The sequence below is a fragment of the Nonomuraea sp. NPDC049419 genome (assembly GCF_040676995.1).
In the GTDB taxonomy this organism is placed as follows: Bacteria; Actinomycetota; Actinomycetes; order Streptosporangiales; family Streptosporangiaceae; genus Nonomuraea; species Nonomuraea salmonea.
The window spans coordinates 138,415-157,895 of record NZ_JBFAQB010000015.1 but is presented as its reverse complement, the minus strand read 5'-3'; the positions used below and the strand labels follow the sequence as shown (position 1 = coordinate 157,895).

Annotated in this window: 21 protein-coding genes; 9 read left to right on the top strand and 12 right to left on the bottom strand. The window is 73.0% G+C overall.

The features are described from left to right. Window positions 1–1,227, bottom strand: a complete 1,227-nt coding sequence (locus AB0K12_RS34235; protein ID WP_364570720.1) for a PfkB family carbohydrate kinase — start codon at window positions 1,225–1,227, stop codon at window positions 1–3. A 131-nt stretch (window positions 1,228–1,358) separates the two neighbouring features. On the opposite strand from AB0K12_RS34235, the gene AB0K12_RS34230 reads away from it, so the two are divergent. Beyond that, window positions 1,359–2,117: a DeoR/GlpR family DNA-binding transcription regulator gene (locus AB0K12_RS34230; RefSeq protein WP_364570717.1), complete on the top strand. Its 759-nt coding sequence runs from the start codon at window positions 1,359–1,361 to the stop codon at window positions 2,115–2,117. A gap of 10 nt (window positions 2,118–2,127) precedes the next feature. Beyond that, window positions 2,128–3,468: a 6-phospho-beta-glucosidase gene (locus AB0K12_RS34225; protein WP_364570714.1), complete on the top strand. Its 1,341-nt coding sequence runs from the start codon at window positions 2,128–2,130 to the stop codon at window positions 3,466–3,468. Between the two features lie 28 nt (window positions 3,469–3,496). Here AB0K12_RS34225 and AB0K12_RS34220 read toward each other — a convergent pair whose 3' ends face one another. Then, complete coding sequence (locus tag AB0K12_RS34220) at window positions 3,497–4,138, bottom strand: SDR family oxidoreductase (protein ID WP_364570710.1); 642 nt, start codon at window positions 4,136–4,138, stop codon at window positions 3,497–3,499. Window positions 4,139–4,161: 23 nt separating this feature from the next. On the opposite strand from AB0K12_RS34220, the gene AB0K12_RS34215 reads away from it, so the two are divergent. Together AB0K12_RS34215 and gndA are read left to right on the top strand one after the other, a co-directional pair. Then, window positions 4,162–4,854 carry an HAD family hydrolase gene (locus AB0K12_RS34215; RefSeq protein ID WP_364570707.1) on the top strand — a complete coding sequence of 231 codons (693 nt, stop codon included), beginning with the start codon at window positions 4,162–4,164 and terminating at the stop codon, window positions 4,852–4,854. Between the two features lie 62 nt (window positions 4,855–4,916). Further along, window positions 4,917–6,341 carry an NADP-dependent phosphogluconate dehydrogenase gene (gndA, locus tag AB0K12_RS34210; protein ID WP_345403296.1) on the top strand — a complete coding sequence of 475 codons (1,425 nt, stop codon included), beginning with the start codon at window positions 4,917–4,919 and terminating at the stop codon, window positions 6,339–6,341. A gap of 69 nt (window positions 6,342–6,410) precedes the next feature. On the opposite strand, the gene AB0K12_RS34205 is transcribed toward gndA, so the two are convergent. Next, window positions 6,411–7,211, bottom strand: coding sequence for an acyl-CoA thioesterase domain-containing protein (locus AB0K12_RS34205; protein WP_364570703.1), 801 nt, complete (start codon window positions 7,209–7,211; stop codon window positions 6,411–6,413). Between the two features lie 137 nt (window positions 7,212–7,348). Between AB0K12_RS34205 and AB0K12_RS34200 the strand changes: the two genes are divergently transcribed. After that, window positions 7,349–8,434, top strand: a complete 1,086-nt coding sequence (locus tag AB0K12_RS34200; RefSeq protein WP_364570700.1) for an epoxide hydrolase family protein — start codon at window positions 7,349–7,351, stop codon at window positions 8,432–8,434. Here AB0K12_RS34200 and AB0K12_RS34195 read toward each other — a convergent pair. Next, window positions 8,431–8,784: a VOC family protein gene (locus AB0K12_RS34195; protein WP_364570697.1), complete on the bottom strand. Its 354-nt coding sequence runs from the start codon at window positions 8,782–8,784 to the stop codon at window positions 8,431–8,433. The genes AB0K12_RS34200 and AB0K12_RS34195 overlap by 4 nt on opposite strands. A 447-nt stretch (window positions 8,785–9,231) precedes the next feature. On the opposite strand from AB0K12_RS34195, the gene AB0K12_RS34190 reads away from it, so the two are divergent. From AB0K12_RS34190 to AB0K12_RS34180, 3 genes are all read left to right on the top strand, one after another. Next, window positions 9,232–10,113: an AraC family transcriptional regulator gene (locus AB0K12_RS34190; RefSeq protein ID WP_364570694.1), complete on the top strand. Its 882-nt coding sequence runs from the start codon at window positions 9,232–9,234 to the stop codon at window positions 10,111–10,113. Window positions 10,114–10,525: 412 nt separating this feature from the next. Continuing rightward, complete coding sequence (locus AB0K12_RS34185; protein WP_364570691.1) at window positions 10,526–10,957, top strand: type II toxin-antitoxin system PemK/MazF family toxin; 432 nt, start codon at window positions 10,526–10,528, stop codon at window positions 10,955–10,957. Beyond that, window positions 10,954–11,280: a hypothetical protein gene (locus tag AB0K12_RS34180; protein ID WP_364570688.1), complete on the top strand. Its 327-nt coding sequence runs from the start codon at window positions 10,954–10,956 to the stop codon at window positions 11,278–11,280. Before AB0K12_RS34185 ends, AB0K12_RS34180 begins: the two co-directional genes overlap by 4 nt. A 466-nt stretch (window positions 11,281–11,746) precedes the next feature. Here AB0K12_RS34180 and ptsP read toward each other — a convergent pair whose 3' ends face one another. From ptsP to AB0K12_RS34140, 8 genes are all read right to left on the bottom strand, one after another. Continuing rightward, window positions 11,747–13,390 (bottom strand): phosphoenolpyruvate--protein phosphotransferase, encoded by a 1,644-nt coding sequence (gene ptsP, locus AB0K12_RS34175; RefSeq protein ID WP_364570686.1) that lies wholly within the window; start codon window positions 13,388–13,390, stop codon window positions 11,747–11,749. 199 nt (window positions 13,391–13,589) lie between these two features. Then, a complete protein-coding gene (locus AB0K12_RS34170; RefSeq protein ID WP_364570683.1) occupies window positions 13,590–13,871 on the bottom strand; it encodes an HPr family phosphocarrier protein in 282 nt (93 codons plus the stop codon). Between the two features lie 11 nt (window positions 13,872–13,882). Next, a complete protein-coding gene (locus AB0K12_RS34165; RefSeq protein ID WP_345403312.1) occupies window positions 13,883–14,887 on the bottom strand; it encodes a zinc-dependent dehydrogenase in 1,005 nt (334 codons plus the stop codon). After that, entirely contained in the window at window positions 14,884–15,309 is a 426-nt protein-coding gene (locus AB0K12_RS34160) for a PTS sugar transporter subunit IIA (RefSeq protein WP_355422898.1), read from the bottom strand. The genes AB0K12_RS34165 and AB0K12_RS34160 overlap by 4 nt, the downstream gene beginning before the upstream one ends. Further along, window positions 15,302–15,610, bottom strand: coding sequence for a PTS lactose transporter subunit IIB (locus tag AB0K12_RS34155; protein WP_355422895.1), 309 nt, complete (start codon window positions 15,608–15,610; stop codon window positions 15,302–15,304). Before AB0K12_RS34155 ends, AB0K12_RS34160 begins: the two co-directional genes overlap by 8 nt. 3 nt (window positions 15,611–15,613) lie before the next feature. After that, entirely contained in the window at window positions 15,614–16,714 is a 1,101-nt protein-coding gene (locus tag AB0K12_RS34150) for a PTS mannitol transporter subunit IICB (protein ID WP_364570677.1), read from the bottom strand. Between the two features lie 32 nt (window positions 16,715–16,746). After that, window positions 16,747–17,724 carry a 1-phosphofructokinase gene (pfkB, locus tag AB0K12_RS34145; RefSeq protein WP_364570674.1) on the bottom strand — a complete coding sequence of 326 codons (978 nt, stop codon included), beginning with the start codon at window positions 17,722–17,724 and terminating at the stop codon, window positions 16,747–16,749. Continuing rightward, the gene (locus AB0K12_RS34140) at window positions 17,721–18,482 is read right to left on the bottom strand and encodes a DeoR/GlpR family DNA-binding transcription regulator (protein WP_364570671.1); all 762 of its coding nucleotides are present in this window, start codon (window positions 18,480–18,482) and stop codon (window positions 17,721–17,723) included. Before AB0K12_RS34140 ends, pfkB begins: the two co-directional genes overlap by 4 nt. A gap of 102 nt (window positions 18,483–18,584) precedes the next feature. Here AB0K12_RS34140 and AB0K12_RS34135 point away from each other — a divergent pair, with 102 nt between their 5' ends. After that, window positions 18,585–19,481, top strand: coding sequence for a hypothetical protein (locus tag AB0K12_RS34135; RefSeq protein ID WP_364570668.1), 897 nt, complete (start codon window positions 18,585–18,587; stop codon window positions 19,479–19,481).

The window sequence follows — 19,481 nt, the reverse complement described above, 5'->3', positions numbered from 1 at the left end:
TTACTCCTTATGAACAGGTGCGCGAGGAGTGTCCGGGTCGTCATCCTCGGGCGGGGATTGCGGCGCTTCCGGCCGCTGCCCGGAAGCGGGGGGTGCCATGCCGGGTGTCATGCCCACGTCGGCGTACCTGGCGATGGTGGCGGCAGCGCGGCGCACCGCGCCCACCGGGTCGGTGGGCACCAGCCGGTCGAGGAAGGCGTAGCGGCGGGCCAGCGAGCTGCCGTACGCGCCGCCGTACGGGGCCGTCTCGCGCACCTCGTGCCACCAGTCGGCGATGTCGCCCCAGCCCGGCGCCGCCAGCGAGCCGCCGAACTGCTGCACCGCGAGCCCCGCGCACAGCCCCGAGAACGCCAGCCGGTCGTTCAGCGGCCAGCGGCACAGCGTGCCCAGCACGAGCGCGGCGCCGAACACGTCGCCCGCGCCCGTCGGGTCGAGCGCCGTCACCCGGGGCGCCGGCACGAACGCCTCCTCGCCCGTCGAGGAGTCGATCGCCATCGCCCCGTTGGCGCCGTCGGTCACCACGGCGAGCGGCACCTTGTCGGCGAGCACGTAGAGCGCGTCGCGCGGTGTCTCGGTGCCGGTGTAGGCCATCGCCTCGGTCGCGTTCGGCATGAACGCGTGGCAGAACTCGAGCTGGTCGAGCAGCGAGCGCGACCATGCGCCCGACGGGTCCCAGCCCACGTCGGCGAAGATCAGCGCGCCCTCGCGGGAGGCCAGCTCGGCCCAGTTGCAGGCGGCGTCGGGCGAGCCGAGCGGCTCGTCGGGGGAGAGCGTGGCGATCACCGCGCGCGAGCGCGGCGGCTTGCCGATCATCTCGTTGGCCGGCATCGGCGAGGGGTGGCCGTGGGTCACCATGCTGCGGTCGCGGTGCACCGCCATCGACACCGTCACCGGCGAGTGCCAGTGCTCGAAGCGCCGCGAGCGCGACAGGTCGACCGACTCCTGCTCCTCCAGCGTGCGCCAGCAGAAGTCGCCGTAGTCGTCGTCGCCGAACGCCGCCGCCAGCGACGTGCGCAGCCCCAGCCGGCTCGTCGCGATGGCCAGGTTGGCGATGCCGCCAGGGCAGGAGCCCATGCCCTCGGCCCAGATCTCCGTGCCCGCGGCCGGCATGGCGGGCAGGCCGGTGAAGATGATGTCGAGGAAGACGGTGCCGGCCAGGAAGACATCGAACTGCGGGCCCTCGGGGGTCCGCTCGCCGGCGAGAGGGTCGTACGCCTGGACAGACACGGGAATAAGTCCTCCTCGACACACCAGGTTCTGCGCAATCTTGCACGTTTGCTCGCACTCTGCAAGTGCTCGCGCAATTGTTTGGCGCAAGTTGCTTACTTGCGCGCGAATTTGAATGTTAGACTCCGGCCGTGCTCCAGCGCCTCCGGCATGCCGAGATCATGCGCCGCGTCCGCAGCTCGGGCGCCACGAGCGTGCGTGACCTCGCCAGCCAGCTCGGTGTGAGCCCGTCCACCATCCGCAGGGACCTCGAGGTGCTCGACCGCGACGGCACCCTGCGGCGCGTCAGGGGCGGCGCCCTGGCCACGGTGGACGCCGACGCCGACCGGCCGTTCTCCGAGGTCGCGGCCACCGACGAGCAGGACAAGGAGGCCGTGGCCGCCCGCGCCGCCGAGCTGGTCGGCGACGGCGACGTCGTCCTGCTCGACATCGGCACGACCACCATGCGGCTGGCCCGCAGGCTGCGCGGCCGCCGCGTCACCGTGGTGACCTCCAGCCTGGCCGTGCTCGACGTGCTGCGCACCGACTCCGCCGTCGAGCTGCTGCTGCTCGGCGGCATGGTGCGCCGGCCCTACCACTCGCTCGTCGGCGTGCTGACCGAGGCGGCGCTCGCCCAGGTCGTCGCCGACCGGGTGTTCCTCGGAGCCAGCGGCGTACGCCCCGACGGGCAGCTCGTCGACACCACGCTCGCCGAGGTGCCGCTGAAACGGGCCATGATCGCCGCGGCCGGGCAGGTGGTGCTGCTGGCCGACCGGCACAAGTTCCCCGGCACCGGCGCGCTGCGCGTGTGCGGCCCCGAGGACGTCGACGTGCTGGTCACGAACGAAGGCGCCGACGAGGCGACGCTGCGCGCCTGCGCCGCCGCCGGCGCCGAAGTGCTGCTCACGTGAAAGGCTGAGGATGAGACTGGCCGTACTCGGCGGCGGGGGCTTCCGCGTCCCCCTCGTCTACGGCGCGCTCCTGCGCGACACCGCCAAGCCCCGGGTGGAGGAGGTGGTGCTCTACGACGTCTCGCCCGAACGGCTCGAAGCCATCTCCCACGTGCTGCGCGGCATGGCCGCGGGCCACGACGACCCGCCCGCGGTGCGCGTCACCACCGACCTCGACGACGCGCTCACCGGAGCCGACTTCGTCTTCTCCGCCATCCGCGTGGGCGGCCTGGCCGGGCGCACCGCCGACGAGCGGGTGGCGCTGGAGCTGGGGCTCGTCGGGCAGGAGACCACCGGGCCAGGCGGCATCGCGTACGGGCTGCGCACCGTGCCCGTCGCCGTCCGCGTGGCCGAACGCGTCGCCGCCCGCGCGCCCCGTGCCTGGGTCATCAACTTCACCAACCCCGCCGGCATGATCACCGAGGCCATGCGCAGCGTGCTCGGCGACCGCGTCATCGGCATCTGCGACTCGCCCATCGGGCTCATCAGGCGGGCCGCCGGCGCGCTCGGGCTCGACCCCGCCCGCGTCTCGCCCGACTACGTGGGGCTCAACCACCTCGGCTGGCTGCGCGGGCTCGTGCACGACGGCCGCGACGTGCTGCCCTCGCTGCTCGCCGACGACGCCGCGCTGCACCAGGTCGAGGAGGCCAGGCTGCTCGGCGCCGACTGGGTGCGGGTGCTGGGCGCGCTGCCCAACGAATACCTGTACTACTACTACTTCGCCCGGCAGGCCGTCGCCGCCGGCGCCGGGACCACCAGGGGAGAGGCGCTGCTGGAGCAGCAGGGCCGCTTCTACGCCGCCGTGCGCGAGCGGCCAGGCGACGCGCTCGACGCCTGGCGGCGGGCCCGCAAGGAGCGGGACGAGTCGTACATGGCGGAGGCGCGCGAGGCCACCGACGCCGGCGAGCGCTCCGCCGAGGACCTGGAGGCCGGCGGGTACGAGGGCATCGCGCTCGCCCTCATGGCCGCCATCGCCAGGGGCGAGCCCGCCACCATGATCCTCAACGTGCGCAACGGCGCCGCCGTCCCCGGCCTGCCCGATGACGCCGTCGTCGAGATCCCCTGCGCCGTCGACGGCTCCGGCGTCCGGCCGCTCGCCACCCGGCCGCTGCCCGGGCGGTTCCTCGGGCTGATGCAGCAGGTCAAGGAGGTGGAGCAGACCGCCATCGAGGCCGCCATGACGGGATCGTCACGCCTCGCCGTCGCGGCGTTCGCCCTGCACCCGCTGGTCGACTCCGTACCGACCGCGCACCGCCTGCTCGACGGCTACCGCGCCCGCATCCCCGAACTCGCCGCCGTCTTCCCCGGCTGACCGCGCCTCGGGGCTCAGGCCGGCCGGCTCATTCCGTTGCGACGAAGTCGATGATCGGGGTGTCGCCCGAGACGAGTTCGAGTGTCTGGCGGGCGGTGCCCGGGTTGGCCAGCAGGGCGACGATGACGGCGGCCACGTCGTCGCGCGGCACCGCGCCGGGCGGCACCTCCGCCTCCAGCCGGACCAGGCCCGTGCCAGGCTCGTCGGTGAGTCGGCCGGGCCGCAGGATCGTCCAGTCGAGGTCGCGGCGGCGCAGGTCCTCCTCCGCCTCCGTCTTGGCCTTGATGTACGCGGCCCACACCTCGTCGCGCTCCGGATCGACCGGCTTGCCGGCCCCGATGCCCGAGATCTGGATGAAGCGCCGCACCCCGGCCCGCTCGGCCGCGTCGGCGAGCAGCACGGAGGCGGCCCGGTCCACGGTGTCCTTACGAGCCGCGCCGCTGCCCGGCCCCGCCCCCGCCGCGAACACCACGGCGTCGGCCCCCGCCACGATCCGGGTGACCTCGTCGACGCTCGCCCGCTCCAGGTCGCACACGACGGCCTGCGCGCCGGTCGCCTCGACGTCGGCGACGTGCGCCGGGTTGCGTACCAGCCCGACGGCTCCCGACTTGAGCCGCTCCGCCAGCCGCAACGCGATCTTCCCGTGTCCACCCGCGATGATGATCCGCATGTCGGCCATGGTGTCATGGACGCATGCGTGACTTCCCGCAGGCGCCCACGCCGGCGTTCCTCTTCGACCTCGACGGCACCCTGATCGACAGCGTCTACCAGCACGTGGTGGCCTGGCGGCAGGCGCTGTCCGGCATGGGCATCGACCTGTCGGTGTGGCGGATCCACCGCCGCATCGGCATGAGCGGCGGGTTGTTCGTCAGCGCGCTGCTGCGCGAGACCGGGCTCAAGCTGACCAGGGAGCAGATCGACGAGCTGCAGACCCACCACGCCGAGGCGTACGAGCAGCAGGCCCACTCCGTCAGGCCGCTGCCCGGCTCGGCGGAGCTGCTGGCCGAGCTGAGCGCGCGCGGCGTGCCGTGGGCCATCTGCACCAGCGGCTACGCCCGTACGGCGCGGCTCGCGCTCGGCCTGCTCGGGCTGCCGGAGAACACGCCGATGGTCACCCGCGACCTGGTGCGGCGCGCCAAGCCCGACCCCGACCTGTTCCTCGCCGGTGCGGCGCTGGCCCGCGTCGAGCCCGCGCATGCCATGGTGGTGGGCGACAGCGTCTGGGACCTGCTCGCCGCCCGCCGGGCCGGCGCGCTGGGCATCGGGGTGCTGTCCGGCGGGTATGGCAGGGACGAGCTGGAGCGCGCGGGGGCTTTCCGGGTGTACGCCGACCCGGCGGACATGCTGGACCGGCTCGACGAGCTGGGCGTACGCCAGAGTGACTGACGGGAATATCCCCGCGAACCTCCGAGCTGGAGCATGCGTATTCCCCACAGAGGAGCTGACTAATGGACTTGGCAGACATCGGCGTCACCGGCCTGGCGACCATGGGGCGCAACCTGGCGAGGAACCTGGCCAGGCACGGCTACACCGTGGCCGTGCACAACCGGTCCCACAGCCGCACCGAGCAGCTGGTGAAGGAGTTCGGCTCCGAGGGCACGTTCGTGCCGTCGGAGCAGATGGCCGATTTCGTGGCCTCACTGAAGCGGCCACGGCGCGCGATCATCATGGTGAAGGCGGGCGCCGGCACCGACGCGGTGATCGAGCAGCTCGCCGAGCTGATGGAGCCGGGCGACATGATCGTCGACGGCGGCAACGCGCACTTCGAGGACACCCGCCGCCGTGAGGCCGCGCTGCGCGAGCGCGGCCTGCACTTCGTCGGCACCGGCATCTCCGGCGGCGAGGAGGGCGCGCTGCTCGGCCCGAGCATCATGCCGGGCGGGTCGAAGGAGTCGTGGGAGGCGCTCGGCCCGATCCTGCAGGACATCTCGGCCAAGGTGGACGGCGTGCCGTGTTCGGTGCACGTCGGCCCCGACGGCGCCGGGCACTTCGTCAAGATGGTGCACAACGGCATCGAATACTCCGACATGCAGCTCATCGCCGAGTCCTACGACCTGCTGCGCCAGGCGCTGGGCGCGACCCCGGCCGAGCTGGCCGAGGTGTTCAGGGAGTGGAACAGGGGCGACCTCGACTCCTACCTGATCGAGATCACCGCCGAGGTGCTCGACCAGGTCGACGCCGAGACCGGCAAGCCGTTCGTGGACGTCGTGGTCGACCAGGCCGAGCAGAAGGGCACCGGCCGCTGGACAGTGCAGAGCGCCCTCGACCTGGGCGTGCCGGTGACGGGCATCGCGGAGGCGACGTTCGCCCGCGCCCTGTCCGGCCACCCCGAGCAGCGCGCCGCGGCCAGGTCGCTGCACGGGCCGAACCTGTCCGGCGTCGGCGGCCGCGAGCTGATCGAGGACGTCCGCCAGGCCCTGTACGCCTCCAAGATCGTCGCCTACGCCCAGGGCTTCGACCAGATGGCCGCGGCCTCCAAGGAGTACGGCTGGGACCTCGACCTCGGCGCCATGGCCACCATCTGGCGGGGCGGCTGCATCATCAGGGCCAAGTTCCTCGACCGGATCAGAGCGGCGTACGACGCGAACCCGAACCTGCCGACGCTGCTGGCCGACCCGACGTTCGCCGGGGCGCTTGAGGCGGCGCAGGAGTCGTGGCGGCGCGTCGTCACCACGGCCGTGCAGATCGGCGTGCCGACGCCCGGCTTCTCCTCCGCCCTGGCCTACTACGACGGGCTGCGCCGCGACCGCCTCCCGGCGGCGCTGGTGCAGGGACTGCGCGACTTCTTCGGCGCGCACACCTACCACCGGGTGGACAAGGAGGGCACCTTCCACACCGACTGGTCCGGCGACCGCACGGAACGTCCGGCGTAGCCCTCTGACCCGCGCGTCCGGCCCGCACTCGTGCCGCCGGCGCCCCGCCTTCCGGCGGCGCTCCTGGCGCTATGCCTGGGTGGGCCGTGGCGTCGCTCCTGGCCTTGTGCTCTCCGTGGTGCGGGTGCGGGCGGCCTGTGCCGCCATGGCGGAGCCGTTGGCGAGGGCCGTCACCACGCAGAAGCCGATCGGCCCCGCGGTGTCGTGCACGGTCACCTGGCCGGTCGCGACGCCGTCGGCGCTGACGTGGCCGGTGCCCTCCATGCCGACGATCTCGCCCTCCGGCGGCCTGGCCAGCGTCAGCGTGTAGTCGGCGTTGATGAACCGCAGGCCGTCGGCCTGGGCGTTGCTGATCGGGCTGGCGAAGTCGGCGGCCAGCGCGGCCCGTACGATCGGGGTCAGCGGCTCGTCGTCCACCAGCGGAAACTTCTCGCGCAGCCACACCCGGCCCGGCCCGGGAGCGCCCCACGGCGTCACCCGCCACAGGTCGAACGGCGGCGTCCAGGGTCCGCCCGCACCGGCGGGCGGGCCCGAGGGCGGCGGCTCGTCCCAGGCGGGCGTGACGAGCGAGCGCTCGCCGTCGGGCTGCTCGCCCTCCCGCAGCAGCACCCCGCTCGCCCGCGCGATGACGCCCTGGACGGTGGAGATCGTCGCGTCCGCCACGCGGATCCTGCGGCCGTCCCTGATCAGGGACGTCTCCACGGTGACCGGCAGCATCGGGCTGTTGCGGAACAGATCGACGGTCAGCCGGGCGAAGCGCAGCCCGGGCTGGGCGTGCTGCTGTTCGAGCGCGCGGGCGGCGAGGCCACCGAGCAGGCGGCCGTGCAGCATGTCGGGGGACCAGGGGCCACGGGCGTGCGGAGCGGGCACGAACTCGTCCCGCTTAAGCGTGAAAAACGCTGACTCTGACGACACAGAATGAGATTCTAGAGCAGGCTTGCCGTCGTGCCCCTCGGCGACGCCATTGCGGCCGGGAACTGACCGGAGCGCCTCCTACCGTCCCTGCCATGCTCATCGACGACCACGTCATCGACATATCTCAGGACAAGCTCGACGACCTGCGGGAACGGCTCGCCAGGACCCGCTGGCCCGACGCGCTCGACGGGGTCGGCTGGGCCTACGGCGTGCCGCCCGAGGCGGTGCGGGAGCTGGCCGCGTACTGGAGGGACGGCTACTCCTGGCGCGCCCACGAAGCCAGGCTCAACAAGCTGCCCCAGTACACGACCGAGATCGACGGCCAGCGCGTGCACTTCGTGCACGTGCGCAGCGACCGGGCCGACGCGCCCGCGCTGCTGCTCACCCACGGCTGGCCCAGCTCCTTCGCCGACTTCTCCCACCTCGCCGGCCCGCTCAGCCGCGACTTCCACCTCGTCATCCCGTCCATCCCCGGCTTCACCTTCTCCGGGCCCACCCGTGAATCCGGCTGGGGCGTGCGCCGCGTCGCCGCCGCCTGGGTCACGCTGATGGACCGCCTCGGCTACGACCGGTACGGCGTGCAGGGCGGCGACTTCGGCTCGCTCATCTCCGCCGCCGTCAGCCGCGCCGCCCCCGGCCGGGTCAGCGGCGTGCACCTCAACGCGTCCGTGACCGCCTTCCCCACCGACGACGGCGCCGGCCTCACGGAGGCCGAGCAGGAGCGCGCCGCCGGCGTGCGGGAGTGGGAGAAGATCTCCGGGTACGCCGTCATCCAGGGCACCAGGCCCCAGACGCTCTCCTACGCCCTCGCCGACTCGCCCGCCGGGCTGCTCGCCTGGAACCTGGACGCGTTCGCCTCATGGGGCGAGGACGCCGGCGGGCTCGACCCCGACGACATCCTCACCAACGTCGCCCTCTACTGGTTCACCGGCACGGCGGGCTCGGCCGGCCGCCTGTACAAGGAGAGCATGCCCGACTGGGCGCCGCCCGCCGCGCCCGACCCCACGCCGACCGGCATCGCCGTCTTCCCCGGCGACACGACCGTACGGCGCTACGCGGAACAGGTGCACAACGTGGTGCACTGGTCCGAGTTCGACCGGGGCGGCCACTACGCCGCGCTCCAGGCTCCCGACCTGCTGGCCGACGACCTCCGGACGTTCTTCGCCTCCCTGTCCTAACCGGCGGCCATGATGCAGAAGGGGTGACCCTCGGGGTCGACCAGCACCGTCCACCCGTCACCGCCCGGCTGGAACTCCGGCACGGCCGCGCCCAGCGCCGCCAGCTCCTTCTTGGCGGCCTCGACGTCGGGCACGGTGAGATCGAGATGCACGTGCTTGCCACCGTCCGGCCACCCCGGCCCCCGGTACCCCCCGACCCGCTGAAACGACACGGGCACGGGCCCACCCTCGAGCGTCACGAAGTCCGCGTCACCGTCGGTCCGCGTCCAGCCGGTCGCCTTGGCGTAGAAGCCCGCCAGAGCGACCGGGTCGGCGCAGTCGAACACGATGGAAGAAAGATTCGCTGTCATGCGCCCCAGCCTGCCGGGCCGGCACGATGGGGTCTTGAACATCCTTGCACCACCCCTCGCTTTCACTGTCAGCACGCCCCACGCACTACCCGCGATGGCAGGGCCCGCGCTCGCACCTTCTGCGCTGGCACCTTCTGCGCTGGCACCTTCTGCGCCTGCGCCGCCTACGCACTGTTGTCCGCGAGGGCGCCCTGCCCCGATGCGCCGCCCGCGATTGCACCCTTCCGGAGCGCGCCTTCCGCTGTCCAGCGGGCCGCGATGTCACCGCCCAGGATCGGGCCTCTCGCGATCGCGCCACCCGCCCCCTCCCTCGCCTGCCGTGGTGCTGCCCGGTTACGCCGCTTCGTGCCCGCCGGCGGCCGGCACTGGACGATCACCACGGCGGTGTACTGGGCATGGGAAACGTCCGGGCGGGAATTGTCGGAGGCGGTGGCTAGCGTTTCCCGCATGCTCTCCGCAGTGTGTCTGGCCTCCGGGCCCGGGTTCCGGCTCGATGCCGTCTCCTGCGTGGCCGACCACCGGGGCTGGTCGGCTCCGGAGGTGAGCGACCGTTACCACGTGGTGCTGGTGCGGCGAGGCGTGTTCCGGCGGATGACGCGAGGGCGGGCCGTCATCAGCGACCCGACGATGGCATACGTCGGGGTGCCCGGCGAGGAGCAACGCTTCGCCCACCCGGCGGGCGGCGACGTGTGCACGTCCCTGTCCCTTTCACCCGGCCTGTGGCGTGCGCTCACCGCCGCGATGCCGCTCCACGACGGCACCGGCCGCCACACCCGCTCCGCCACGCCCACCGCCACGGCAACGGCGCTGACGGCGCTGACGGCGCTGACGGCGCCGGCGTTCTACGTGGACGCCCGCCTCGACCTGGCCCACCGCCGCCTCCTCCGGGCGGCCCGCGACGGCGACACCGCCTTCGCGCTGCCCGAGACCATGACGCTCCTCCTCCGGACCGCCCTCACCCCACCCGGCCCCCGCGATCCGGCCCGGAAGAGCAATACGGCCGGCATCGTCGACGCCGCCCGCGAGGCCTTCGCCGCCGACATCCCGGAAACCGCCACCCTCACCTCGCTGGCCGCCCACCTGAGCGTGTCCCCTTACCAGCTGAGCCGGGCCTTCACCCGCGAACTTGGCGTCTCCCTGACCCACTACCGCAACCGAGTGCGGGTCGGCCGCGCCCTCGATCGCCTGGAAGCAGGCGCGCCGAGCCTGGCCGAGCTGGCGGCGGACCTGGGCTTCGCCGACCAGGCCCACCTCACCCGAACCATCCGCCACCACGTCGGCCACACCCCAACAGCCTTACGCCACCTCCTCACCACTCACCCATCTTGATGACGTCCGCCACACCCCGAGGCATCACGCCGGCTCCTCACCACTCACCCATCTTGATGACCGCATGGGCGGTGGCGACCACCGCTCATGCGACGGCAGGTTGCGGCGGTATGTGGTGTCTGCTGGCGGGCTGATCGGTTGGCGGTGGCCGTCACTCCGACCGTGGCGCCCCACGAGGCGGCCACCTCGTCCCCGCGGGGCGGCCACCTCGTCCCCGCGGGGCGGCCACCTCGTCCCCGCGGGACTGCCCCCCTGGGGGGCTGCCACCCCGTCCCTGCGGGGCTGCCGCCCTGTCCGTGTGGCGGCTGCTATCCAAGGTCCCTGCTGTGGGGAACGGGTTCTCGGTGGGTGGTGAGGGGGTTCGTGTGGGGGTGGGTGGATTTTCTGTTGGGGTGGGTCGTAAGCTCCCTCAATGCGTGATCTAGGTGAGGACCCCCGCCCTGCCCGGGGTGCCGTACGTGAGATTCACTCCCTGCGCGGGACCGCCACCCTGGCCTATTCTCCCGACCTCGACGGCCTGGCCGATCCGGGGGAGATCGTGTGGGCGTGGGTGCCGTACGAGGAGGACCCGTCCCGGGGCAAGGATCGGCCGTTGCTGGTCGTGGGACGCACCGGGCGGCGGTTGCTCGGCATGATGCTGTCCAGCAAGGGCGACGACGGGCCCGACTGGCTGGAGCTGGGCGCGTGGGGGCGCGAGGACCGGGTGTCGTACGTACGTCTTGACCGGGTGTTCGAGCTCGACGAGGACGACATCCGCCGGGAGGGCGCGGTGCTGGACGGCGAGCGGTTCGCCAGGGTCGCGGCCCGGCTCATGAAGCTGCACGGCTGGAAAGTGGGATCGTGAGGTTCTCGCCCCGGGCCCGTTCGTTCGTGGCCGGGCTGCTGGTGAGCAACAGCGCTCCCCACCTGGCCACGGCCGTCACCGGGCGCCGCCATCTCACCCCGCTCGCCGGCCGGCGTTCCGGCCCCGGCGTGAACCTGGTGTGGGGGCTGGCCAACCTGGCCGGCGGGCTCGTGCTGCTGCGTTCGGCGGCCAGGGCCGAGCGTCCCGGCGATGCGTGGGACGGGCGGCTGGTGGCATTCGAGACCGGATGCGTGACGTTCGCGGCCTGGATGGCCGCCACCGAGCGGTTCTTCCCCATGAACCACGACCGCCCGCCCGCCTGACCCGCCGAGCGGTTTCTGCACTCCATCACGCCCGCCCGCCCGCCTGACCCGCCGAGCGGTTTCTGCACTCCATCACGCCCGCCCGCCCGCCTGACCCGCCGAGCGGTTTCTGCACTCCGTCACGCCCGCCCGCCCGCCTGAGCCGCCGAGCGGTTCTGCGCGATGACTCGCCAACGGCCACTCGGCTGACCTTTCAGACCGGACCACGGTCGTGAGCTCCCCCCACAGGAGTTCATGACCGGCTGTGGCGAGGCCGGCGGTGGGCCCGCAGCCGCGTGATCCTGACGGGCGGGTTCAGCCGTGACGTTCGTGGTCCGGGAGCCTTCTGCCCGGCCGGACCAGCCCGAAGCGGGGCCGTCTCCGGCCGGGTGAGGCCGGAGACGGCCAGAGCCCGGGTGACCCGGCCGGGTGCGGCCTGGGCGTGGACTGATCCGGGCGACCGGGCTGGAACGCGTGGGCGGTTCGGTTACTCCAGGGCGGCTTCGGCGCGTTCGCGGCACTCCGCAAGCGTCAGGCCGGACAGGGCCTCGCGTACGGCGGGGACGCAGACCGGGGCCATCGACAGGCTGGTCACCCCCAGCCCCACCAGCAGGGGGGCGAGGAGGGGATCGCCGGCGGCCTCGCCGCAGACCCCGACCGGTTTGCCTGCTTCGCGGCCGGCCCTCGCGCACATCCCGATCAGCTCCAGCAGGGCGGGCTGGCGCGGGTCGAGGAGGTCGGCGAGGGCGGAGTGCTGGCGGTCGGCGGCGAAGGTGTACTGGGCGAGGTCGTTGGTGCCGATGCTGAGGAAGTCGACCTCCTGCAGCAGCCGGGACGCCCGCAGCGCCGCCGCCGGCACCTCTATCATGACGCCCACCTTGGCGATGCCCTTGGCCTTGGCCTGGCGGGCGAACGCGCTGGCCTCCGCCATCGTGGTGACCATGGGGGCCATCACCCAGGGCTCGGTGCCGGTGCGGCGGGCGGCCTCGGCGATGGCGTCGAGCTGGGTGCCGAGGACGTCGGGCAGCAGCCGGTCCACGCGCAGCCCGCGTACGCCGAGCGCCGGGTTCTCCTCGTGCGGGAGGCCGAGGAAGGGCAGCGGCTTGTCGGTGCCCGCGTCGAGGGTGCGCACGATGACGCTGCCCGTCTGCGCGAACACGTCGGCGTACGCCGCCACCTGCTCCTCGTACGCGGGCGCCTGCTTGCGGTCGAGGAACAGGAACTCCGTCCTGAACAGCCCGACCCCCTCCGCGCCCGGCCGCAGGTCGGCGGCGGAGCCGATGTTGAGCAGCAGCTTGACGGGGTGGCCGTCGGCGGTCCTGCCAGGCCCGGTGCCGGCGGCGAGCCTGGCCCTGCGCGCCCGCTCTTCCTCGGCGACGGAGGCCGCCTGCGCGCCGGTGAGGCCGACGGCGATCTCGCCCGTGGTGCCGTCGACGCCGATGACGGTGCCGTCGTCCAGGTCCATGACGCCCTTGCAGGCCACCACGGCGGGCAGGCCGCGGGCGCGGGCGAGGATCGCGGTGTGGCTGGTGGGGCCGCCGCGCTCGGTGACCAGGGCCAGCACGTCGTCGCTCAGACCGGCGGTGTCGGCGGGGGAGAGGTCGTCGGCGGCCAGCACGTACGGGTGGCCGGGGTCGGGCAGGCCCGGCATGGGCAGCCCGAGCACGGACGCGATGGCCCGGTGCCTGAGGTCGTCGAGGTCGGCGGCGCGTTCGGCGAGGTAGCCGCCGAGCGCGGCCAGGGCCTCGCGGTGCTGGGCGAAGGCGGCGTCGAGGGCGTGGGCGGCGTCCACGCCCGACCCGGCCCTGGCCTCGGCGTCCTCGCGCAGCATCGGGTCGTCGGCGATCATGGCGAGGGCCTCCAGGATCTCGGCCGCCTCGCCGCCCGCCTCCGCCGCCCGCCTGTTCAGGTCCGCGGCCACCGACTCCAGCGCCTTGCCGACGGCGGCCACCTCCGCGCCGGGGTCGCCGACGGCCCGGGGCGCGGGCAGCGCGGGCGGTCCCGCCATCCGGAGCACCGGCCCGGCCGCCCGCCCCTGACTGACTCCCAGCCCGGCAAGCCGCCCGGCGCTCCCCTCCCACGACTCCCCGCCCATCGGACCGTTCCCGGAGGCGGGGGAGGAACCGTCCATCGGCCCAGCGTCGGCCGGCCCAGCGTCGGCCGGCTCAGCGGCCGCCGGTCCGGAACTGGCCGGTCCGGAACCGGCCGGTCCGGAGGTGGCGGGTCCGGAGGTGGCTGAACCGGAGGCGGCGGATGCGGAGGTCGTCGATCCGCCGGCGAGGACGGGGGTGGTCGGTTCGGTGGTGGGGGAGCCGGGGGCCGGCGGGGTGTCAGGCATCGAGGGCCTCTTCCGAGTCGAGGTCGCGGGAGAGCAGGGCCGCCAGCGCGTCGAGCGCCTCCTCGGCGCCCGGCCCGTCGGCCTCCAGCGTGACCTCCGTGCCCTGGACCGCTCCCAGCGACAGCACGCCCAGCATGCTCTTGGCCGGCACGGCCTTGTCCCCGGCGCGGATCGTCACCGGCACCCCGGCCTTCACCGCCGACTGCACGAACAGCTTGGCGGGCCGGGCGTGCAGGCCGCTGGCCGAGGCGACGACCACCGTACGTTGTGCCATGACAGACCCTCCTAGGGCTCGATGGTGACCTTGATGGCCTCGCCCCTGCTGACCAGGTCGATGCCGTCCAGCACGCGCGGCAGCGGCAGCCGGTGCGTGATCAGGTCGGACACCACCACCGACCCCTCGGCGACCAGCTTCAGCGCCTGGGCGTTGTGGGCGGGGCTGGAGCCGTTGGCGCCGACGATGGTCAGCTCGCGGTAGTGGACCAGGTTGGAGTCGAGGGAGATGATCGGGTTGTCCTTGGGCAGCCCGCCGAAGAAGCTGATGCGCCCCTGCCTGGCCGCCATCCGCACCGCCTGCTCCTGGGCGGCGCCCGAGGCGGCGGCGGTGATGACGACGTCCGCGCCGCGCCCGCCGGTCAGCTTCAGCACCTGCTCGACGGGGTCGGTGTCGATGGCGGCGTCGGGACGTACGAGCTCCGCGGCCATGGCCAGGCGCTCGGCGTTGACGTCCACCAGGAACACCCGGGAGGCGCCGCGCGCCCGCGCCAGGCGTACGTGCAGGCAGCCGATGGGACCCGCGCCCATCACGACGACGTCGTCGCCGGGCCCGACGCGCGCCAGCTCCTGGCCGTTCAGCACGCACGCCAGCGGCTCGGCCACCGACGCCTCGGCGAAGCCCACCCCTTCGGGGATGGCGTTGACGCCGTCCACGGCGAGCACCTTGGCCGGCACGATCATGTACTCGGCGAAGCCGCCGTCGTAGTGGTAGCCCATGGACTCCTGGTTGGGGCATACGGTGAGCCGCCCGCGCCGGCACTCCCCGCAGGTGCCGCACGGGATGGCGGCGATCACCTGCACGCGGGCGCCGGTGTCGACGACCTCGCCGGCGATCTCGTGGCCCATGACGCGCGGCGGCACGATGTGGTGGTGGCCGAACTTGAAGATCTTGTTGTCGGTGCCGCACGTGGAGCAGTTGCGTACCCGGATCTTCAGCTCGCCCGGACCGGCGACCGGCTCGGGCGCCTCCTCGATCCGGATGTCACCTGGCGCGTGGAAACGCGCGACCTTCATCTCAGCTCCTTCATCACCTGGGAGACCTCGGTGGCCTCCCGCAACGCCCGCGCCCTTTCCGGGTCGAGCAGAATGTCGGCCAGCGCCGCCAGCAGCGGCACGTGCCCGTCGTCCTTGGCCGCGATGCCCACGCAGAGCGTCACCTGCTCGCCGTCCCAGTCGACGCCGCCCGGGAAGCGCACCACGCAGATGGCGTCGCGCTTGACGGTGCCCTTGGAGGCGGCGGTGCCGTGGGGGATGGCGACGCCCTCGCCGACGTACGTGGAGATCGTCCGCTCGCGTTCGAGCATGGCCTCCACGTACGGCTCCTCGACGGCCCCCACCTCGACCAGCGCCCGCCCGCACCGGCGGATGGCCGCGGTGCGGTCGGGGGCGCTCTCGTGCAGCAGGACGGCCCGGGGGTCGAGCAGGTCGTCACGCATCGACCGTGCCGCCGTTCTTGATGGTGTTCACCAGCCGGGTCACCGCCGGGTCGCCGAGGAAGATCTGGAACGGGATCAGCACCTTACCCGGGGCGGCGGCCTTGGCACGGGCCGCCAGGCCGGAGTGGCAGACGATGACGTCGGCGTCGTCCGGGATGTTGTTGACGGGGGTGTGCTCGACGGTCACGCCCGTGTCCTTGAGCTGCTTCTTGAGCGTGGAGGCGAGCATGACGCTGCTGCCCATGCCCGCGTCGCAGGCCACGATGATCTTGTGGATGTCCTTGCTGTCGATGCCGGCCATGGGTCAGCTCTCTTTCTGGGTGGTTTGCGCGGTCTCGGCCTCTTCGGGCTGGGCCTTCTCGCCCCTGCCGAAGCCGAGCAGGATGGCGGCGATGGCGAACGAGACGCCGGTCGCCACGAGGATCCCCAGGCTGGAGCTGAGCCAGCCGCCCTTGGGGGTGACCGCGAGGTAGGCGAAGATGCTGCCGGGCGAGGGGGTGGCGACCAGCCCTGCGCCGGTGATCATGAAGGTGAACACGCCGGCCGCGCCGCCCGCGATGACGGCCAGGATGAGGCGGGGCTTCATGAGCACGTAGGGGAAGTAGATCTCGTGGATGCCGCCGAAGAAGTGGATGATCATGGCGGCGGGGGTGGTGGGCCGCATGGCGCGCGGGCCGAAGAGCAGGAAGGCCAGCAGCAGGCCGAGGCCGGGGCCGGGGTTCGACTCCAGCATGAACAGGATCGACTTGCCGCTCTCGGCGGCCTCGGCGACGCCGAGCGGGCTGAGCACGCCGTGGTTGATGGCGTTGTTGAGGAACAGCACCTTGGCCGGCTCGATCAGCACCGAGGCGATCGGCAGCAGGTTGTTGGTGATCAGCCACTCGACGGCGTTGCCGGCGCCGGTGGTGACGGCCTGCACGATCGGGCCGATAGCGTAGTAGCCGACGATGGCCATCGCGCCGCCGACGATGCCGGCGGAGAAGTTGTCGACCAGCATCTCGAAGCCGGCCTTGGTCCGCTGTTCCGTGAACTTGTCCACATATTTCAGGATCAGCGCGGTGAGCGGGCCGATGATCATGGCGCCGAGGAACATCGGCGACTCCGTGCCCACCACGACGCCCATCACCGCGACCGCACCGACGACGGCTCCGCGCTGACCGTGCACCATCCGGCCGCCGGTGTAGGCGATGAGGACCGGGAGCAGGATGCGGATGATCGGGTCGACCATCTGCGCGAGCGACTCGTTCGGCAGCCAGCCGGTGGGGATGAAGAGCGCGGTGATCAGACCCCAGGCGATGAACGCGCCGATGTTCGGCATGATCATGCCGGCCAGATGGCCGCCGATGCGCTGGATGGTGGCCTTGACCCCGGTTCCGGTGACCGGGGGAGTGTAGGTGTCGGCCATGGGACGTGCTCCTTTGGAGGATGAGCAGGAGATCAGCCGGGTTGCGGGAGTGCCGCGGGGACAGCGGTGGAGAGCGGACGGTCGGGGTCGGGCCGGCACACGGTGACGGCGCTGAGGTCGATGTGGGCGGGGCCCGGCATGCGGCTGCCGGGCTGCTGGACGGCGGCGGCTCCCCAGGCCAGCGCCTGCGTGAGTGCGCCGGGGCCGGTGCCGCCCGCGGCGAGGAACCCCGCGAGCATGGCGTCGCCGGCGCCGACCGAGCTGCGCGGCACGGCGGCGGGCGCCTCGCCGTACCAGACGCCGGACTCCTCGACGAGGACGGCGCCGTCGGCGCCGAGGCTGGCCAGCACCGTACGGGCCCCCGCCGCACGCAGCTCGCCCGCGGCCGCGACCACGTCGCCGAGCCGCCTGATCGGCAGGCCGGTGGCCGCCGACAGCTCCTCCAGGTTGGGCTTGACCAGCGTGGGAGTGGCGGGCAGCGCGCACGACAGCGCGGGCCCGCTGGTGTCGACCGCGACGTTGATGCCCGCCCCGGCGAAGCGGCGGCACAGCAGCGCGTAGACGTCGGCGGGCACCTCGGGCGGCAGGCTGCCGGAGGCGACCACCCAGTCGGCGCCCTGGCCGCCGGAGTGCGCCGCGTCCAGCACGGCCTCGGCGATCGTGTCGAGCTCGGCCGGCGACAGCGCCGTGCCCGGCTCGTTGACCTTGGTGACGGTGCCGTCGGGCTCGGCCAGCGTGACGTTGGACCTGGTCGCGCCGGCCACCGGCACGGTCACCATGTCGAGGCCCTCGGCGGCCAGCAGGCGGACGAGCTGCCTGCCCTCGTCGCCGCCGTACGGCACCACCGCCCGGCTCGCCACCGCGTTGGCCAGCAGCGCGCGCGAGACGTTGACCCCCTTGCCGCCGGGGTCGAGGCGGGCGGCGGCGGCGCGGATGACCGCGCCCCTGTCGAGTGAGGAGATCTCGATCGTGCGGTCGAGGCTGGGGTTGAGCGTCAGGGTGAGGATCACGCCCTGATCACCTCCGGACCGGCGGCCGCCACGTCGGCGGCCTGCGTCACGTCCAGCCCGGTGTCGGTGATCACCACGTCGATCTCGCTCAGGTCGGCGAACGTGGCCAGGTAGGTGTTGCCGAACTTGGTGTGGTCGGCCAGCAGCACGCTGCGCTGCGCGGCCTTGACCATCGCACGCTTGATCGCGGCCTCCGCGGGGTCGGGGGTGGTCAGGCCGCGGGTCAGCGAGCAGCCGTTGGTCGCCATGAACGCGACGTCCACGTTGAGCGTGGCCAGCGGGGTCAGCGCCCAGTCGTCCACGGTGGCCAGCGTCTTGCCGCGCAACCGGCCGCCCAGCATGATCACGTGCAGGTTGGGGCGGGCGGCCAGCGCGGTCGCCAGCGGCGGTGAGTTGACCACCACCGTCAGCTCCCGGTCGGCGGGCAGCACCTTCACCAGGCGGCCCGTGGTGGTGCCCGCGTCGATGATGATCGAGCCGTCCTCGGGCAGCTCGGCCAGCGCGGCCTTGGCGATGCGCTCCTTCTCGGCCGTCATGACCTCGTCGCGGGTGGCGAGCGCGGGCTCGAAGCCGAGCCGCTCCACGGGGATCGCGCCCCCGTGCACGCGGCGCAGCACGCCGGCCCGCTCCAGCGACGTCAGGTCGCGGCGGATCGTCTCGGTGGTCACGTCGAGCTCGGCGGCCAGCGTCACCACGTCGACGCGGCCCGCGGCCCGCGCACGTCGCAGGATCTCCTGCTGCCGCTCCTCGGCGTACATGATGTTGATTCACCGCCGTTTCGAGTTGGTTTCCTCTGTGTTTATACCCGCTTTCGTTGGCGGGTCAAGAGCCCACTGCCGGAATCTGGTAGTTATAGGCGAATGCGAACCAAGCCCCTGGCACCCCTGCTCCTCGCCGGCAGCCTCACGCTGGCGCTCGCGACGCCCGCCCAGGCCGCCGCGGCACCCCGCGTGCCCGCGGGCACGACCGCCGCGTGGGTGGTCTTCGACCGCCAGGCCGGCACGTTCGTCGCGGTGCGCAACGCGCACCGCAAGTTCCGCTCCGCCTCCGTCGTCAAGATCCTCATTGCGATCGACTACCTGGAAGGCCGCAGGACCGTGCCGCCGGCCGACGCCACGTTGTTGAAGATCATGCTGCGGTCCAGCGACGACGACGCCGCCTCCGCCTTCTGGGACCGGCTCGGCAAGGGGCAGATCATCGTGCGGCAGGCGCGCAGGCTGGGCCTCGCCGACACCACCCCGCCGCCCGCGTCCAAGCCCGGGTTCTGGGGGTACGTCTCGCTCAGCGCGTACGACATCGTGCGCACCTACCGCTACCTGCTCGACCGGGCCGAACCCAGGGTCAGGGACACCATCCTCGGCCACCTGCGCAAGGCCACGCCGTGCGGCACCGACGGCTTCGACCAGACCTTCGGCATCCCCGACGGCGTGCCGAAGCCGCACGCCGTCAAGCAGGGCTGGTCGGGCTTCGGCACGAAGCCGCCCGTGCGATGCTCGGGCAACGCCACCCACGCCGCCGGCACCGCCGCGGCGGGCGGCGCGATCGGGGCGCCCCTGTCGTGGATCGCGCAGCGCGCCACCGGCTCGGGCGTGCCCGACTACGGACGCCCCGTGCTGCACACGACCGGGCTCGTGGGCCGCGGCGAGCGCTACGTCATGGCGCTGCTCACCGCGCACCCGGCAGGCGGCACGTGGAACGCCTCGGTCAAGCGCGTCACCACGCTCGCCCGCGACCTCTACCGCACGGTCTCGCGCTGA

Coding starts and splice junctions, on each gene's coding strand:
- AB0K12_RS34225 (WP_364570714.1), top strand. CDS start 2,128: ATGAGACTGGCCGTACTCGGCGGCGGGGGCTTCCGCGTCCCCCTCGTC.
- AB0K12_RS34220 (WP_364570710.1), bottom strand. CDS start 4,138: ATGCGGATCATCATCGCGGGTGGACACGGGAAGATCGCGTTGCGGCTG.
- AB0K12_RS34215 (WP_364570707.1), top strand. CDS start 4,162: ATGCGTGACTTCCCGCAGGCGCCCACGCCGGCGTTCCTCTTCGACCTC.
- gndA (WP_345403296.1), top strand. CDS start 4,917: ATGGACTTGGCAGACATCGGCGTCACCGGCCTGGCGACCATGGGGCGC.
- AB0K12_RS34200 (WP_364570700.1), top strand. CDS start 7,349: ATGCTCATCGACGACCACGTCATCGACATATCTCAGGACAAGCTCGAC.
- AB0K12_RS34195 (WP_364570697.1), bottom strand. CDS start 8,784: ATGACAGCGAATCTTTCTTCCATCGTGTTCGACTGCGCCGACCCGGTC.
- AB0K12_RS34190 (WP_364570694.1), top strand. CDS start 9,232: ATGCTCTCCGCAGTGTGTCTGGCCTCCGGGCCCGGGTTCCGGCTCGAT.
- AB0K12_RS34185 (WP_364570691.1), top strand. CDS start 10,526: ATGCGTGATCTAGGTGAGGACCCCCGCCCTGCCCGGGGTGCCGTACGT.
- ptsP (WP_364570686.1), bottom strand. CDS start 13,390: ATGGACGGTTCCTCCCCCGCCTCCGGGAACGGTCCGATGGGCGGGGAG.
- AB0K12_RS34170 (WP_364570683.1), bottom strand. CDS start 13,871: ATGGCACAACGTACGGTGGTCGTCGCCTCGGCCAGCGGCCTGCACGCC.
- AB0K12_RS34165 (WP_345403312.1), bottom strand. CDS start 14,887: ATGAAGGTCGCGCGTTTCCACGCGCCAGGTGACATCCGGATCGAGGAG.
- AB0K12_RS34160 (WP_355422898.1), bottom strand. CDS start 15,309: ATGCGTGACGACCTGCTCGACCCCCGGGCCGTCCTGCTGCACGAGAGC.
- AB0K12_RS34155 (WP_355422895.1), bottom strand. CDS start 15,610: ATGGCCGGCATCGACAGCAAGGACATCCACAAGATCATCGTGGCCTGC.
- AB0K12_RS34150 (WP_364570677.1), bottom strand. CDS start 16,714: ATGGCCGACACCTACACTCCCCCGGTCACCGGAACCGGGGTCAAGGCC.
- AB0K12_RS34140 (WP_364570671.1), bottom strand. CDS start 18,482: ATGTACGCCGAGGAGCGGCAGCAGGAGATCCTGCGACGTGCGCGGGCC.
- AB0K12_RS34135 (WP_364570668.1), top strand. CDS start 18,585: ATGCGAACCAAGCCCCTGGCACCCCTGCTCCTCGCCGGCAGCCTCACG.